Below are 15,357 nucleotides of genomic sequence, written 5' to 3'. Positions count from 1 at the left end.
ATGCCTCCACGTATCCCATATTACCGACCCCAAAGGGCACCCCGGAATATGTGCCGATACGTGTGTGTTGTTACACAAAGTGAGATTATCGCTTCCGTCCAGCCTGTGTATCTGAAATGGATCGGAAGTCCGGCGCGCTTTATACCACAAAACACGACCAGAAACCAACAGTTGTTGGCTGTGAGTGCTGTTAATGATTCTCAATTTGGCACGAGGTGCGCCCGACTGATACCATTGACAACACTTAGACTGGTATTGTCGAAAAAATCGACGCTGATGGACAGATTACATGGCTATCTCTATTAAAACCCCTGAAGAAATTGAAAAGATGCGCGTCGCCGGTCGTCTGGCCGCTGAAGTGCTGGAAATGATCGAGCCGCACATTAAGCCGGGCGTCAGCACCGGCGAGCTGGACCGTATCTGCAACGACTACATCGTGAATGAGCAGCACGCGGTTTCTGCCTGCCTGGGCTATCACGGCTTCCCGAAATCGGTCTGCATCTCTATTAATGAAGTGGTGTGCCACGGCATTCCGGATGACGAAAAGCTGCTGAAGGACGGCGACATCGTCAACATCGACGTGACCGTGATTAAAGACGAATACCACGGCGACACCTCGAAGATGTTTATCGTCGGCAAGCCGACCATCCTCGGCGAGCGTCTGTGCAAAGTGACGCAAGAGAGTCTCTATCTTGCGCTGAAGATGGTGAAGCCAGGCATTCGTCTGCGCACAATCGGCGCGGCGATTCAGAAATTCGTTGAAGCTGAAGGTTTCTCCGTGGTGCGCGAGTACTGCGGTCACGGCATTGGTCGCGTCTTCCATGAAGAGCCGCAGGTTCTGCACTATGATGCGGATGACGGCGGCGTAGTGCTGCAAAAAGGCATGACCTTCACCATCGAACCGATGGTCAACGCGGGCGACTACCGCATTCGCACCATGAAAGACGGCTGGACGGTGAAGACCAAAGACCGGAGCTTGTCTGCGCAGTACGAGCATACTATTGTGGTAACCGACAACGGCTGCGAAATAATGACGTTGCGCAAGGATGACACCATCCCGGCAATACTGACGAACAATGAGTGATAAGAAGCCGGCGATTGCCGGCTTTTTTAATGGCGATAGCTTTTCCTTATGGGTGGCGAACGATGAGCAATCTTTTACCTGAACAGTATGCAAATACGGCACTTCCCACCCTGCCCGATCAGCCCGACAACCCGGGCGTCTGGCCGCAGCGCGAGTTAACCTGCGCCGACATTAAGGCCCATATGGACGTCTTCCAGCGCTGGCTCAGGAGCGCGTTCGATGCGGGCATCTCCGCTGAACAGCTTATCGAAGCGCGCACCGAATTTATCGACCAGCTTCTGCAGCGCCTGTGGATAGACTATGGGTTCGGGCAGGTCAGCGACGTCGCGCTGGTCGCCGTAGGCGGCTATGGCCGCGGCGAGCTGCATCCCCTCTCAGACATTGACCTGCTGGTTCTGAGCCGTAAAAAGCTGCCGGACGAGCAGGCGCAGAAAATTGGCGAGCTGCTGACGCTGCTCTGGGACGTCAAGCTGGAGGTTGGCCACAGCGTGCGTACGCTGGAAGAGTGCCTGCTGGAAGGGCTATCCGACCTGACCGTCGCCACCAACCTGATCGAGACCCGCCTGCTGATTGGCGACGTCGCGCTGTTTCTGGAGCTGCAAAAACACATTTTCAGCGACGGCTTCTGGCCTTCTGAAAAGTTCTTCGCCGCCAAGGTTGAGGAGCAAAATCAGCGCCACCAGCGCTATCACGGCACCAGCTACAATCTTGAACCGGACATCAAAAGCAGCCCGGGCGGCCTGCGCGACATCCACACGCTACAGTGGGTGGCCCGCCGCCACTTTGGCGCCACCTCAATGGACGAGATGGTCGGCTTTGGCTTTTTAACCGAGGCCGAACGTAACGAACTGAACGAGTGCCTGCATCTGCTGTGGCGCATCCGTTTTGCCCTGCATCTGGAAGTGACCCGCTACGATAACCGCCTGCTGTTTGACCGTCAGCTCAGCGTGGCGCAGCGTCTTAATTATCAGGGCGAAGGCAACGAGCCGGTTGAACAGATGATGAAGGATTTCTTCCGCGTCACCCGCCGCGTCACTGAGCTCAACCAGATGCTGTTGCAGCTGTTCGATGAAGCGATTCTGGCCCTGCCCGCCGACGAAAAACCGCGTCCGATTGACGACGAATTTCAGCTGCGCGGCACGCTTATCGATCTGCGCGACGAAACGCTGTTCATCCGCGAGCCGGAAGCGATCCTGCGCATGTTCTATACCATGGTGCGCAACAGCACCATTACCGGGATCTACTCCACCACCCTGCGCCATCTGCGCCATGCCCGCCGCCATCTGAAACAGCCGCTGTGCTATATCCCGGAGGCGCGTTCACTGTTCCTGAGCATGCTGCGCCATCCGGGGGCCGTTAGCCGCGGTCTGCTGCCAATGCACCGCCACAGCGTGCTGTGGGCCTATATGCCCCAGTGGTCGCACATCGTCGGCCAGATGCAGTTCGATCTTTTCCATGCCTACACCGTGGATGAGCACACCATCCGCGTGATGCTCAAGCTGGAAAGTTTTGCAAAAGAAGAGACGCGCGCGAAACACCCGCTGTGCGTAGAGCTGTGGCCTCGCCTGAACCACCCCGAGCTGATCCTGATTGCCGCCCTGTTCCACGACATCGCCAAAGGCCGCGGCGGAGACCACTCGGTGCTGGGCGCGCAGGACATCCTTAAATTTGCCGAGCTGCACGGCCTGAACTCGCGCGAGACGCAGCTGGTCGCCTGGCTGGTGCGCCATCATCTGCTGATGTCAGTCACCGCCCAGCGCCGCGATATCCAGGACCCGGAGGTTATCAAGCAGTTCGCCGAAGCGGTGCAAACGGAAAATCGCCTGCGCTATCTGGTCTGCCTGACGGTGGCGGATATTTGCGCCACCAACGAAACCCTGTGGAACAGCTGGAAGCAGAGTCTCTTGCGCGAGCTGTATTTCGCCACCGAAAAACAGCTGCGCCGCGGGATGCAAAACGTCCCGGACATGCGCGAACGCGTGCGCCACCACCAGCTTCAGGCCCTGGCGCTGCTGCGGATGGACAACATTGACGAAGAGGCGCTGCACCAGATTTGGTCGCGCTGTCGCGCCAACTATTTCGTGCGCCACACGCCAAACCAGCTTGCCTGGCACGCCCGGCACCTGCTGAATCACGATCTGTCCAAACCGCTGATCCTTCTTAGCCCGCAGGCCACGCGTGGGGGAACCGAGATTTTCATCTGGAGCCCGGACAGGCCGTATCTCTTTGCCGCCGTCTGTGCCGAACTGGACCGGCGTAACCTGAGCGTTCACGACGCGCAGATTTTCACCACCCGCGACGGCATGGCGATGGATACCTTTATCGTGCTGGAGCCGGACGGCAGCCCGCTGTCGTCGGACAGGCATGAAGCGATACGCTTTGGGCTGGAGCAGGCCATAACCCAGCGCAGCTGGCAGCCGCCCCAGCCGCGCCGCCAGCCCGCAAAACTGCGCCACTTTACCGTCGATACCGAGGTCAATTTCCTGCCGACCCATACCGACCGTAAATCGTTCCTGGAACTGATCGCGCTCGACCAGCCTGGGCTGCTTGCCCGCGTTGGCCAGGTTTTTGCCGATCTGGGAATTTCGCTTCACGGCGCCCGAATTACAACCATTGGCGAGCGAGTAGAAGATTTATTTATAATCGCCACGGCCGACCGACGTGCGCTTAATAATGACCTTCAGCTTGAAGTACAACAACGGTTGACAGCAGCCCTCAATCCAAACGATAAAGGGTGATATGTTTTTTAGTGAAATGGAAAGAGTAAACAATGCAGCAGTTACAGAACGTTATTGAGTCCGCTTTTGAGCGTCGCGCCGAGATTACCCCGGCAAATGTGGATACCGTGACCCGTGAAGCGGTAAACCAGGTGATTTCCCTGCTGGATTCCGGCGCGCTGCGCGTGGCAGAAAAAATCGACGGTCAGTGGGTGACTCATCAATGGCTGAAGAAAGCCGTGCTGCTCTCTTTCCGCATCAACGATAACCAGGTTATCGACGGCGCCGAAAGCCGCTACTTCGATAAGGTGCCAATGAAATTCGCCGACTACGACGAAGCGCGTTTCCAGAAAGAAGGCTTCCGCGTGGTGCCGCCTGCGGCGGTTCGCCAGGGCGCGTTCATCGCCCGCAATACCGTGCTGATGCCCTCCTACGTGAACATCGGCGCCTACGTTGACGAAGGCACCATGGTTGATACCTGGGCGACCGTCGGCTCATGCGCGCAAATCGGTAAAAACGTTCACCTGTCCGGCGGCGTCGGCATCGGTGGCGTACTGGAACCGCTGCAGGCTAACCCAACCATCATCGAAGACAACTGCTTCATCGGCGCGCGCTCTGAGGTGGTCGAAGGCGTGATCGTGGAAGAAGGCTCCGTGATCTCCATGGGCGTTTACATCGGTCAGAGCACCCGTATTTACGATCGCGAAACCGGTGAAGTTCACTACGGCCGCGTTCCTGCGGGCTCCGTGGTGGTGTCTGGCAACCTCCCGTCAAAAGACGGTAAATACAGCCTGTACTGCGCGGTCATCGTGAAAAAAGTGGATGCGAAAACCCGCGGCAAGGTGGGCATCAACGAGCTGCTGCGCACCATCGATTAATCGGATATCGATAAAAGCGGGGGCCACCCCGCTTTTTTTATATCTGAAGGTGGCGGAAATAGATTTTTTCGTTAATTATTCAAAGGTTATGTTGAGATCAAGGGTACCGCTATGTACGATAATCTGAAAAGTCTGGGCATTACCAATCCTGATGAAATCGATCGTTATAGCCTCCGTCAGGAAGCCAACAACGATATTTTGAAAATCTATTTCCACAAGGACAAAGGAGAGTTTTTCGCCAAAAGCGTGAAGTTTAAATACCCACGCCAGCGTAAGACCGTTGTTGCTGACGGCGTAGGTCAGGGATACAAAGAAGTTCAGGAAATCAGCCCTAACCTGCGCTACGTGATCGACGAACTCGATCAAATCTGCCAGCGCGACCGCACCGAAGTCGATCTCAAACGTAAGATCCTTGAGGATCTGCGCCATCTTGAAAACGTTGTCACCAACAAGATCAGCGAAATTGAAGCGGATCTTGAGAAGTTGACGCGGAAATAAAAGCAAAACGGCAATCCTTGATTGCCGTTTTTAATGTTTGCGCCCTCTCCCGTGGGAGAGGGATGAAATGAGGGCACCAGACCGCACTCAGTCACCGCTGCTCATCCAGCTGAAGCGCCACATACAGCAGCAGCCTGTCGTCAAAGTTTCCCAGATCCAGCCCCGTCAGCTCCGAAATCCGGTTTAACCGATACTCAAGCGTATTGCGATGGATAAACAGCGCTTTTGACGTCGCCAGCGGCTGCACGTTATGGCGGAACCACGCCTGAAGCGTGCGGCGCAGCAGGCCGTTATTATCCATTGCCTTCAGGCGAACAAGCGGACGCGCCAGCTCGTTGGCCTGCCAGCCGCCGCGCAGGCTATCAAGCAGCACCGGCAGCATCAGGTCCTGGTAGAAATAGCTACGGCTTTCCGGCATCCGCTGCTTGCCCACCATCATGGTGGTTCGCGCCGTTCGCCACGAGCGCGCAATGCTGCCCGGCCCGGTAAAATAGTTGCCCAGCGCCACGCGAAAGCGCAGCTGGCCGTTCTCCTTCATGCGCGAGATCAGCAGCTCCACGCGCCGACGGTGGTCTTCCGCATCCCAGCGTCCAAACGCGTTAAGCGCGGGCTTCAGCACCACCATCTCCGTCAGGGAGACAATCGCCACCAGGTTATCACGCTCCGGCGTCGCCAGCGCGTTTTGCAGCTGCTGGAGTTCCGTCATGGCGCTGTCCACGCCGAGCTGGCCGCTATCGACCTCAATCACCGCCACGACGCGCGGCTGATTGAGGTCAATGCCCAGGCGCTGCGCCCATTCGCTCAGTGCGGGCGTCTGCTCCTCGGCCTGGATCAGGTTCATGACCAGCTCTTCGCGCAGGCGGCTGTCCTGCGCCAGCAGGTGCATCAGGCGCGACTGCTCAAGCATCATCTCGGCCGTCATGCAGACCAGCTCGCCGTACTTTCTCAGCGATTCGGGCTCTCCAGTGAGGCCGATAACGCCCACAATTTCCCCCTCAAGCCGCAGCGGCAGGTTAATCCCCTGACGCACGCCGTGAAGGTGCCTGGCCACCGCGTCATCAATGTCCACCACCCGCCCCTGGGAGAGCACCAGCAGCGCGCCTTCGTGCAATTCCCCAATTCGTTCACGATCGCCGCTGCCGATAATGCGCCCACGGGCGTCCATAACGTTAATATTGGTGTCGATGATGCGCATCGTGCGCGCCACGATATCCTGCGCCATTTTGGTATCAAGATGCCAGCCAGCCATGCAACCCTCCTCTGAGCAGAGCTCAAGCATAGGCGAGTGAAGGGCATGCCGCACTGTGCAGATGCACAAAGTCAGAGGGAGAACTATGGACTTGTGGAAAAGGTCACAGAAATGAAAAAGCCCCCGCCGGACGCATCCGGCGGGGGCTTGAAGGATTACCGCATTACTGCATCAGCAGGTAGATTGAAGTATCACCACGCTGGATATTCAGCGCCAGCACGGAAGGCTTGCCGTCGAGAATTTTGCGCAGTTCAGCAATGTTTTTCACAGGCTGCTGGTTAGCCCCCATGATGACATCGCCTTTCTTCAGGCCGATACGGGCAGCCGGTGAGTTCGCCTTCACGTTATTCACCACGACGCCTTTATCTTCACCCTTGTTGCTCATCTCAGCGCCTTCGATCCCGCTGAAGATGGTGCTGGAATCAACCTGATTCTGGCTGCTCTGCTGAAGCTCAAGGCTGACGTTAACCGGCTTGCCGTCGCGCAGCAGGCCAAGCGTGACTTTGCTGCCGATCGGCATTGAGCCTACTTCGGCACGCAGAGCGGCGAAGCTGCTGATCGGCTTACCGTTCAGGGAGGTAATCACATCACCCGCCTTGATACCGGCTTTAGCGGCCGAGGAGTTTGGCATTACCTGGCTCACAAACGCCCCGCGCTGCGCGTCAACCTTCATCGCTTTCGCCAGCTCGGAGTTCAGTTCCGTGCCCATGATGCCCAGCTCGCCGCGTTTCACCTGGCCATACTTCACCATCTGCTCGGTCAGGTTTTTCACCATGTTGCTTGGAATAGCAAAGCCGATACCGATGTTGCCGCCGTCCGGTGCAAGAATCGCGGTGTTAATCCCGATCAGCTCGCCGTTAAGGTTAACCAGCGCGCCGCCGGAGTTACCGCGGTTGATCGCGGCATCCGTCTGGATAAAGTTTTCGTAGTTTTCAGCGTTCAGGCCGCTACGGCCCAGCGCAGAGACGATGCCGGAGGTCACGGTTTCACCCAGGCCGAACGGGTTACCGATCGCCACGGTGTAGTCGCCCACGCGCAGCGCGTCGGAGTCGGCAAGCTTAATCGCCGTCAGGTTTTTCGGGTCCTGAATCTGAATCAGGGCAATGTCAGAGCGCGGATCTTTACCGACGACTTTGGCATCAAACTTGCGGCCGTCGCTCAGCTGAACCTTAATAGTGTTCGCATTATCCACCACGTGGTTGTTGGTCACGACATAGCCTTTGGCCGCGTCAATGATAACGCCCGAACCCAGCGCCATGAATTTCTGCTGCTGGCCGCCACCGTTATCCGCGGCGCCGCCGCCCTGGCAGAACGGGGAGCTCTGGAATGGAGAACCGTCCTGGCAGAACGGCGAGTTATCGCCAAAGAACTGCTGGAAGTTACGCGGCATGCGCGGCGTATTGACGGTGGTGCTGCCTTCAACGTTGATACTCACCACCGATGGCATCACTTTTTCGAGCATCGGTGCCAGGCTTGGCATTTGCTGCGCGGTCGCTGCCGAAGAGGCAGTCTCAGCAGCCGTTGCTGCCACAGGAGACAGCGCTAAACCTAAACTCAGAGCCAGTGCACTCATTGCTAATGTGGTTTTTTTCATGTTTCTCATTCTCGATTCACAGATAACGCAAAATTGCTGTGTAACTCAGATTCATTTTATACCGCTTAGTTCCGGAATTAAGTTTATGGAAAAAGTAAAAATTTATTGGTCGTCTTTACAAAACTACCGACTTATTCCACGGCCATCAGCTTGCGGTATTCATCCCAGGCATACAAATCGGTCATGCCGCTGATATAGTCCTGGATCAGGCGACAGCGATAATAATATTCCATCACCGGCCACTGCGCGGAGTGGCGCTCAATTTTACTGACTGATTCGATGTAGGCCAGTCGATGACGGGTAGAAAGTTTCTGATACAACCGCGATTCAATTGGCAAACGGCGCACGCGCTCTTGTTCCACCAGCTCGCTAAACTCATCAACGGATAATTGCAGTAAAGGCCGATAAATTTCCAGCAGCCCGCTTATCACGCGGTATCCCTGTAATTCCAGCTGCTCAACGTCGGGATGGCTGAAAACATGGCGGACGGCCACATTTTTATATAGCTCAAGGAGCTGGCTGAAGCTGCTGTCATCTTCCAGCAGGGCATGATTAAATTCCCCGCTAAAAATCATCGGCAGGTTGTCAATGAACCGCGCGGCGGCATACGGTACCAGCTTATTAAGGGTATTGACCCGAAGATACATAAAGAATTGGTCTTCGGTGCTGCGGCTCAATGAATTTGAGCGCGATTTTTCCCATGCGTTTTCGACGACCTGGGCAAATAAAGAGCCTTTTTCATGCGGCCCCCAGGCGTCATAAAGATGCTGATAAAGTTCTTCGACGCTGAATATCCGTTTCTCAACGGCGTCTTCCAGATCGGCAACGCAATAAGAAATATCGTCAGCGGCCTCCATAATCCACGTCAATGGGAAACGGCCGTTTGGCGTCAGGGAAAGTTCTTTACGCAACCGCTCAATATAGGTTTCTTCAGAAAGGTAATAGCCCGGTTTTTTCATCAGGTAGCTGTGGGACGCCGGAGGATCGCCCATCCACCAGGCCGGACGCGTATATTTCAAAATGCAGCCAACCTGCGCCCAGGTGAGGTTCATCCGCATCAGGGAATGTACCAGCCGAATCCCTTGCGCATTGCCTTCGAAGTGGCACAGGTCCTGGCGCACCTTGCGCCGCAGGTCGTTCAGGCTCTCCTCTCCCTCGCGCAGTCGCAGCTCCCGCACCGTGCAGCGGTCATCGCTGAGCGGCTGGCTTTTGGCATCCGTTGGGTAGAGACGCTGCTTGAACCAGTCATTAATCGCCGCCTCGCCAAAATGGCCGAACGGCGGGTTGCCAATGTCGTGCATCAGGCACGCCATCTCGACGATGCTTTCAAACGGCCCGGTGAGCTCGTCCAGGCCATACGTTTCCAGCAGCCGTTGCTCTTTGAGGCGGCTTAAAATCTCTTTGGCGATATAGCGGCCAACCTGCTGAACTTCCATGGAGTGGGTCAGGCGCGTACGCACCGCGGCGTTACGCTCAAGCGGGAAGACCTGCGTCTTCTGCTGAAGGCGGCGAATGGCGGGAGAGTTAATGATGCGCCCGCGATCGCTTTCGAAGATGCGCAGGATTTCATGTTCATTCTTTACGCCCTGCGGCGACCGAAACCGCCGGTGCCAGTTAATTTTGCTGCGAAAATCGATCTGCGCCATGTGCTCCCCCGCGTGAGAAATGCGCTTCCACTAAAGCCCATGATAGACTATGCATCTTAACAAGGCACATCGCGAGTAAATCTATGAAAATCGGCATTATTGGTGCAATGGAAGAAGAAGTTACGCTGCTGCGTGACAAAATTGAGAACCGTCAGACTCTCGCTTTAGGTGGGTGTGAAATCTACACCGGCCAGCTGAACGGCGTTGACGTTGCTCTGCTGAAATCAGGCATCGGTAAAGTGGCAGCAGCACTGGGCGCAACGCTGCTGCTAGAGCGCTGCAAGCCAGACGTTATCATCAACACCGGTTCTGCGGGCGGCCTCGCGCCGACGCTGAAAGTGGGTGATATCGTGGTGTCCGACGAAGCGCGTTACCACGATGCGGACGTGACCGCATTCGGCTATGAATACGGCCAGCTCCCGGGCTGCCCGGCGGGCTTCAAGGCTGATGACAAGCTGATTGCCGCTGCAGAAGGCTGCATCGCCGAGCTAAACCTGAACGCCGTGCGCGGCCTGATCGTCAGCGGTGATGCGTTCATCAACGGCTCCGTCGGCCTGGCCAAAATTCGCCATAACTTCCCGCAGGCCGTGGCGGTTGAGATGGAAGCCACCGCGATTGCCCACGTTTGCCATAACTTCAGCGTGCCGTTCGTGGTCGTTCGCGCCATTTCCGACGTGGCCGATCAGCAATCTCACCTGAGCTTCGACGAGTTCCTGGCCGTTGCGGCAAAACAGTCCACCGTGATGGTGGAAACCCTGGTGCAGAAACTGGCTCGTGGGTAAACACAACATCAGGGCGCTTGCCGCCCTGCTTCTGATCATCCCGGCGTGGCTTGTCGCCGCGCCGCGGGTGATAACACTTTCCCCTGCGAATACCGAGCTGGCCTTTGCCGCCGGGATCACCCCGGTAGCCGTCAGCAGTTTTTCTGATTATCCCCCCGAGGCGGCCAGTATCGAACAGGTTGCCACCTGGCAGGGGATGAACCTCGAACGCATCATAGCGCTCAGGCCCGATCTGGTTCTGGCCTGGCGCGGCGGCAACGCCGAACGGCAGGTTAATCAGCTGACCTCGCTGGGCATTAAGGTAATGTGGATTGACGCGGTGAGCATTGAGCAGGTCGCTCAGGCGCTGCGCACTCTGGCGCCCTACAGCCCCACGCCCAAAAAAGCCGAGCAGGCCGCGCAGCAGATGCTAAGCGACTACGCTGCGCTAAAGAACAAATACGCAACGCAGAATAAAAAACGCGTTTTCCTGCAGTTCGGCAGCCAGCCGCTGTTTACCACCGGAAAAGGCTCCATTCAGAACCAGGTGCTGGAGGTCTGCGGCGGTGAGAATATCTTTGCGGCCAGCCGGGTGCCGTGGCCTCAGGTCAGCCGGGAACAGGTTCTGTCACGCCAGCCGCAGGCCATCGTCGTGGTCGGAAGTGCGGGCGAGATTCCTAAAATCGAACAGTTCTGGCAGCGCCAGCTCAAAATTCCGGTGATTGCCCTTCATAGCGACTGGTTTGAACGAGCCGGCCCGCGTATTATCCTCGCCGCTAAACAACTCTGTGCCGCGCTGGCCGAGAGTCAAACATAGACCTGAACGTTCGAGGATTTCACGATGCTCGTATATTGGCTGGATATTCTTGGCACAGCCGTTTTTGCTATCTCCGGCGTTTTACTCGCGGGAAAACTGCGCATGGACCCTTTTGGCGTGCTGGTCCTCGGCGTCGTCACGGCGGTTGGCGGCGGGACCATCCGCGACATGGCCTTAGCCAATGGTCCCGTTTTTTGGGTGAAAGATCCCACTGATTTAGTAGTGGCGATGGTCACCTGCCTGCTGACGATTGTGCTTATCCGCCAGCCGCGCAGGCTGCCCAAATGGATACTGCCGGTCCTGGATGCCGTGGGGTTGGCCGTGTTTGTGGGCATTGGCGTGAATAAGGCTTTCCTGGCGGGAACCGGCCCCCTGGTCGCTATCTGTATGGGCGTGCTGACCGGCGTGGGCGGCGGGATTATTCGCGACATTCTGGCGCGCGAAGTGCCGATGATTCTGCGAACGGAAATCTACGCCACCGCCTGTATCATCGGCGGGATCGTTCATGCGACGGCGTACTACACCTTCGCCGTCCCGCTGGAGAACGCAGCCATGCTGGGGATGCTAGTGACGCTGGTTATACGCCTGGCGGCGATACGCTGGCACCTGAAGCTGCCGACGTTTGCACTGGATGAAAACGGAAGGTAAAAGCAAAAACGGTAACCTGAAGGTTACCGTTTTTTTATGTTTACTCCCTCTCCCCGTCGGAGAGGCCCGGGGTGAGGGCATCAGCCCGCACCGCCAGAAACATTAAATACTGAACGACGAACCGCACCCGCAGGTGCTTGTCGCATTGGGGTTGGTCACCACAAAGCGCGATCCTTCCAGGCCCTCGGTGTAGTCAACCGAACCGCCCACCAGATACTGCAGGCTCATCGGGTCAACCACCAGCGCGACGCCCTGCTTCTCAATGGTCATATCGCCATCGTTCACCTGATCGTCAAAGGTAAAACCGTACTGGAAACCGCTGCAGCCGCCGCCGGTAATATAAACGCGCAGTTTCAGATCCGGATTGTCTTCGTCGGCAATCAGGGTTTTCACTTTATTGGCCGCTGCTTCGGTAAACTGCAGCGGCAGCGCTACGTCATCACTCATCTTATGCTCCCATGAATACTGCCATTGGGTAAAAATCACCCAATTCTTATCGTCATTATCTAATACCCTGGTAATTCATTCAAGTATTCTGCTGAGCCTCCTGCTTCGCCAGGGTGCGAGCAAGAATGGTGGAGTATAGCGGTTTTCCCCCCAGGAATTGGGCTAATAGTGTCGCGCCGAGGCAGGTAATGATCATTGGCAAAATGAGCTGATAATTGTCCGTCATCTCCAGAACCAGCACGATACCGGTTAGCGGCGCGCGAAGCGAGGCCGCCAGCAGCGCGCCCATTCCCGCAATCGCAAACGTCCCCGCCTCCAGATGGTAGGCCGGAAATCCTGCCGCCGCCGCCATGCCAAACGCGGTGCCCAGCAGCGTGCCGAGCGCCAGCATCGGCGCAAAAATACCGCCGGGCGCGCCGGATGAGAAGCAGAGCACGGTGGTAATCACCCGGGAGATAAACATAAACAGCAGCAGGCCCATGCTGAAATTACCGGCTGCCGCAATCGGGATCAGCCCGAAGCCGCCCCCCGCCGCGTTGGGTTCAGCAAATCCGAGAATGCCGCAAACGCCGCCAAGCAGGCCGCCCACCAGCACCCATTTCGTCGTGTTGCCGCCGTGGATGCGCTGGAACATATCCTGCGCGCGCAGGATCAGCGTATTGAACAGCGGGCCGACGACGCCGAAAATCATGCCAAGGATCAGATACAGCCACAGCGTGTTCACCGGGGCATTGGTCAATTTCCCGACCTCAATCACCGCCCCTTCGCCGTTGAACAGCCGGAAAACGATGCTCGACATGATCACGCCGGTAAAGACAGCCTTAATGGAGATCAGGTTGTAGCGGAACTGCGCGCGCATCTCTTCGATGATGAACAAAATGCCCGCCAGCGGGGCGTTAAACGCCGCGGATAGCCCTGCCGCCGCGCCCGTTGCCAGCAGCGTATGGCGCGCTTCGGCGCTGCGCATCCGAAAAAGATCCCCCACCATGCGCCCCACGTTCCCGCCGAGCTGTACCGTTGGCCCTTCGCGCCCGAGCACCATGCCCGCGCCGAGGGTTCCCATGCCGCCGATAAACTTCACGGGGATCACGCGCCACCAGCGCACCGGGCGCAGCTCTTCCAGCGCGCCTTCAATCTCTGGAATGCCCGACCCGCCCGCTTCCGGCGCAAACCGGCGCACCAGAAAATAGCCCACCATCGCCAGCAGCGCGGAGAAGCCGAATGCGAAAACCCAGACCAGCGCGCCGCTGTCGGCAAACCCGGCCACCGTTCCAATGCGCCAGTTCAGCACCGCATTGACCGCTTTTTCGAACGCGACGCCAACCAGCCCGGCCAGCGTACCCACGACGGCGGCGGCCAGCAGGATCGCCAGCGGCGTTTTGTCGCGCTCCAGCAATCGCCGAATACTGATGCGGTGACGCGCGCGCGCAAACTGCTGTTCTTCAAAAGAGGGAGTATCTGCTTTCATTACCTGCTCACTATCATCATACAAATCGCCGCGAGGATTTTAGCAGAGTCACTCTCCCCGTCAGCCGAAAAAACCTTAACAATTGTTTAGAGGGGAACGGGCAAAAATTTCATTACCTTCCGCGTATCGCATAGAATAGTGTGCTTATCTTCTTTTTACGAACCAGGAACGACGCCATGAGCAAGTCTGAAAACCTCTACAGTGCAGCCCGCGAGCTGATCCCGGGCGGCGTAAACTCGCCCGTTCGCGCCTTTACCGGCGTAGGCGGAACGCCGCTGTTTATCGAACGCGCTGACGGCGCGTACCTGTACGATGTCGATGGCAAAGCCTATATCGATTATGTCGGCTCCTGGGGCCCGATGGTGCTGGGCCACAACCACCCCGCCATTCGCAACGCGGTGATTGAAGCGGCGCAGCGCGGCCTGAGCTTTGGCGCGCCAACCGAGATGGAAGTGAAAATGGCGGAGCTGGTGACCGAGCTAGTGCCAACCATGGACATGGTGCGCATGGTTAACTCCGGTACCGAAGCGACCATGAGCGCCATCCGCCTGGCGCGCGGTTTTACCGGCCGCGACAAAATCATTAAGTTCGAAGGCTGCTACCACGGCCACGCGGACTGCCTGCTGGTGAAAGCGGGCTCCGGCGCGCTGACCCTCGGCCAGCCAAACTCGCCGGGCGTGCCTGCTGACTTTGCTAAGCACACCCTGACCTGCACCTACAACGATCTGGACACCGTGCGCGCGGCGTTTGAGCAGTATCCGCAGGAGATCGCCTGCATCATCGTTGAGCCGGTCGCGGGCAACATGAACTGTATTCCACCGCACGCTGACTTCCTGCCGGGCCTGCGCGCCCTGTGCGACGAGTTCGGCGCGCTGCTGATCATCGACGAAGTGATGACCGGCTTCCGCGTTGCGCTGGCGGGCGCACAGGATTACTACGGCGTCGTGCCGGACCTGACCTGTCTTGGCAAAATCATCGGCGGCGGCATGCCGGTGGGCGCATTCGGCGGTCGTAAAGATGTGATGGACGCGCTGGCGCCAACCGGACCGGTTTACCAGGCGGGCACGCTCTCCGGCAACCCGATCGCGATGGCGGCCGGTTTCGCCTGTCTGACCGAGGTGGCGCAGCCGGGGATCCATGAAACCCTGACCGACCTGACCACGCAGCTGGCAAACGGCCTGCTGGAAGCAGCTGAAGAAGCCGGGATCCCGCTGGTGGTGAACCACGTGGGCGGCATGTTCGGGATCTTCTTCACCGACGCGAAAACCGTGACCTGCTACCAGGACGTCGTGAAGTGCGACGTGGAACGCTTCAAGCGCTTCTTCCACCTGATGCTGGAAGAAGGCGTCTATCTGGCGCCTTCGGCGTTTGAAGCGGGCTTTATGTCCGTGGCGCACAGCAAGGACGATATCAACAATACCGTCGACGCGGCGCGCAGGGTGTTTGCGAAGCTGTAAGATGTGCGGCTTGATGCCCTCACCCCAACCCTCTCCCACGGGGAGAGGGAGCAAATATTAAAACGGCAATCTAAGGATTGCCGTTTACTTTTA

Annotated in this window: 13 protein-coding genes; 8 read left to right on the top strand and 5 right to left on the bottom strand. The window is 57.5% G+C overall.

Annotated elements, in window-relative coordinates:
- The first annotated feature begins 289 nt into the window (after positions 1–289).
- The 4 genes from map (at position 290) to DBY73_RS19870 (ending at position 5,177) form a co-directional block, all read left to right on the top strand.
- Complete coding sequence (gene map, locus DBY73_RS19885; protein ID WP_112012844.1) at positions 290–1,084, top strand: type I methionyl aminopeptidase; 795 nt, start codon at positions 290–292, stop codon at positions 1,082–1,084.
- Positions 1,085–1,146: 62 nt separating this feature from the next.
- Entirely contained in the window at positions 1,147–3,822 is a 2,676-nt protein-coding gene (gene glnD, locus DBY73_RS19880) for a bifunctional uridylyltransferase/uridylyl-removing protein GlnD (RefSeq protein WP_112012843.1), read from the top strand.
- Positions 3,823–3,854: 32 nt separating this feature from the next.
- Positions 3,855–4,679: a 2,3,4,5-tetrahydropyridine-2,6-dicarboxylate N-succinyltransferase gene (gene dapD, locus DBY73_RS19875; RefSeq protein WP_008501915.1), complete on the top strand. Its 825-nt coding sequence runs from the start codon at positions 3,855–3,857 to the stop codon at positions 4,677–4,679.
- 111 nt (positions 4,680–4,790) lie between these two features.
- Positions 4,791–5,177 (top strand): DUF3461 family protein, encoded by a 387-nt coding sequence (locus DBY73_RS19870; protein WP_112012841.1) that lies wholly within the window; start codon positions 4,791–4,793, stop codon positions 5,175–5,177.
- A 91-nt stretch (positions 5,178–5,268) separates the two neighbouring features.
- On the opposite strand, the gene cdaR is transcribed toward DBY73_RS19870, so the two are convergent.
- The 3 genes from cdaR to dgt all read right to left on the bottom strand — a co-directional run bounded on the left by cdaR (position 5,269) and on the right by dgt (position 9,666).
- A complete protein-coding gene (cdaR, locus tag DBY73_RS19865; RefSeq protein ID WP_112012839.1) occupies positions 5,269–6,426 on the bottom strand; it encodes a DNA-binding transcriptional regulator CdaR in 1,158 nt (385 codons plus the stop codon).
- 163 nt (positions 6,427–6,589) lie between these two features.
- Positions 6,590–8,020, bottom strand: coding sequence for a serine endoprotease DegP (gene degP, locus DBY73_RS19860; RefSeq protein ID WP_112012837.1), 1,431 nt, complete (start codon positions 8,018–8,020; stop codon positions 6,590–6,592).
- Positions 8,021–8,151: 131 nt separating this feature from the next.
- On the bottom strand, positions 8,152–9,666 hold the full coding sequence (gene dgt / locus DBY73_RS19855; protein WP_112012835.1) for a dGTPase: 1,515 nt from the start codon (positions 9,664–9,666) through the stop codon (positions 8,152–8,154).
- Positions 9,667–9,749: 83 nt separating this feature from the next.
- Between dgt and mtnN the strand changes: the two genes are divergently transcribed.
- Genes mtnN through DBY73_RS19840 form a run of 3 tightly spaced genes read left to right on the top strand, consistent with a single transcriptional unit; the run spans position 9,750 to position 11,892 of the window.
- Entirely contained in the window at positions 9,750–10,448 is a 699-nt protein-coding gene (gene mtnN, locus DBY73_RS19850) for a 5'-methylthioadenosine/S-adenosylhomocysteine nucleosidase (RefSeq protein ID WP_112012833.1), read from the top strand.
- A complete protein-coding gene (gene btuF, locus DBY73_RS19845; RefSeq protein ID WP_112012832.1) occupies positions 10,441–11,244 on the top strand; it encodes a vitamin B12 ABC transporter substrate-binding protein BtuF in 804 nt (267 codons plus the stop codon). Before mtnN ends, btuF begins: the two co-directional genes overlap by 8 nt.
- Positions 11,245–11,268: 24 nt before the next feature.
- A complete protein-coding gene (locus DBY73_RS19840) occupies positions 11,269–11,892 on the top strand; it encodes a TRIC cation channel family protein (protein WP_112012831.1) in 624 nt (207 codons plus the stop codon).
- Positions 11,893–11,994: 102 nt separating this feature from the next.
- Here DBY73_RS19840 and erpA read toward each other — a convergent pair whose 3' ends face one another.
- On the bottom strand, positions 11,995–12,339 hold the full coding sequence (erpA, locus tag DBY73_RS19835; protein ID WP_112012828.1) for an iron-sulfur cluster insertion protein ErpA: 345 nt from the start codon (positions 12,337–12,339) through the stop codon (positions 11,995–11,997).
- 79 nt (positions 12,340–12,418) lie between these two features.
- Positions 12,419–13,807 carry a H(+)/Cl(-) exchange transporter ClcA gene (gene clcA / locus DBY73_RS19830; RefSeq protein WP_112012827.1) on the bottom strand — a complete coding sequence of 463 codons (1,389 nt, stop codon included), beginning with the start codon at positions 13,805–13,807 and terminating at the stop codon, positions 12,419–12,421.
- A 176-nt stretch (positions 13,808–13,983) separates the two neighbouring features.
- Between clcA and hemL the strand changes: the two genes are divergently transcribed.
- Positions 13,984–15,264, top strand: coding sequence for a glutamate-1-semialdehyde 2,1-aminomutase (hemL, locus tag DBY73_RS19825; protein ID WP_112012825.1), 1,281 nt, complete (start codon positions 13,984–13,986; stop codon positions 15,262–15,264).
- The last annotated feature ends 93 nt before the right edge of the window (positions 15,265–15,357 follow it).

The organism is Enterobacter sp. RIT418 (assembly GCF_003057745.1).
GTDB lineage: Bacteria > Pseudomonadota > Gammaproteobacteria > Enterobacterales > Enterobacteriaceae > Enterobacter.
The sequence above is the reverse complement of the archived record's forward strand: the minus strand, read 5'-3'. Positions and strand labels throughout refer to the sequence as shown.

What these genes read in the sequence shown, in the direction of transcription:
- DBY73_RS19840 (WP_112012831.1), top strand. Translation starts at nt 11,269, where the DNA reads ATGCTCGTATATTGGCTGGATATTCTTGGCACAGCCGTTTTTGCTATC.
- erpA (WP_112012828.1), bottom strand. Translation starts at nt 12,339, where the DNA reads ATGAGTGATGACGTAGCGCTGCCGCTGCAGTTTACCGAAGCAGCGGCC.
- mtnN (WP_112012833.1), top strand. Translation starts at nt 9,750, where the DNA reads ATGAAAATCGGCATTATTGGTGCAATGGAAGAAGAAGTTACGCTGCTG.
- cdaR (WP_112012839.1), bottom strand. Translation starts at nt 6,426, where the DNA reads ATGGCTGGCTGGCATCTTGATACCAAAATGGCGCAGGATATCGTGGCG.
- degP (WP_112012837.1), bottom strand. Translation starts at nt 8,020, where the DNA reads ATGAAAAAAACCACATTAGCAATGAGTGCACTGGCTCTGAGTTTAGGT.
- dgt (WP_112012835.1), bottom strand. Translation starts at nt 9,666, where the DNA reads ATGGCGCAGATCGATTTTCGCAGCAAAATTAACTGGCACCGGCGGTTT.
- dapD (WP_008501915.1), top strand. Translation starts at nt 3,855, where the DNA reads ATGCAGCAGTTACAGAACGTTATTGAGTCCGCTTTTGAGCGTCGCGCC.
- hemL (WP_112012825.1), top strand. Translation starts at nt 13,984, where the DNA reads ATGAGCAAGTCTGAAAACCTCTACAGTGCAGCCCGCGAGCTGATCCCG.
- clcA (WP_112012827.1), bottom strand. Translation starts at nt 13,807, where the DNA reads ATGAAAGCAGATACTCCCTCTTTTGAAGAACAGCAGTTTGCGCGCGCG.
- glnD (WP_112012843.1), top strand. Translation starts at nt 1,147, where the DNA reads ATGAGCAATCTTTTACCTGAACAGTATGCAAATACGGCACTTCCCACC.
- DBY73_RS19870 (WP_112012841.1), top strand. Translation starts at nt 4,791, where the DNA reads ATGTACGATAATCTGAAAAGTCTGGGCATTACCAATCCTGATGAAATC.
- map (WP_112012844.1), top strand. Translation starts at nt 290, where the DNA reads ATGGCTATCTCTATTAAAACCCCTGAAGAAATTGAAAAGATGCGCGTC.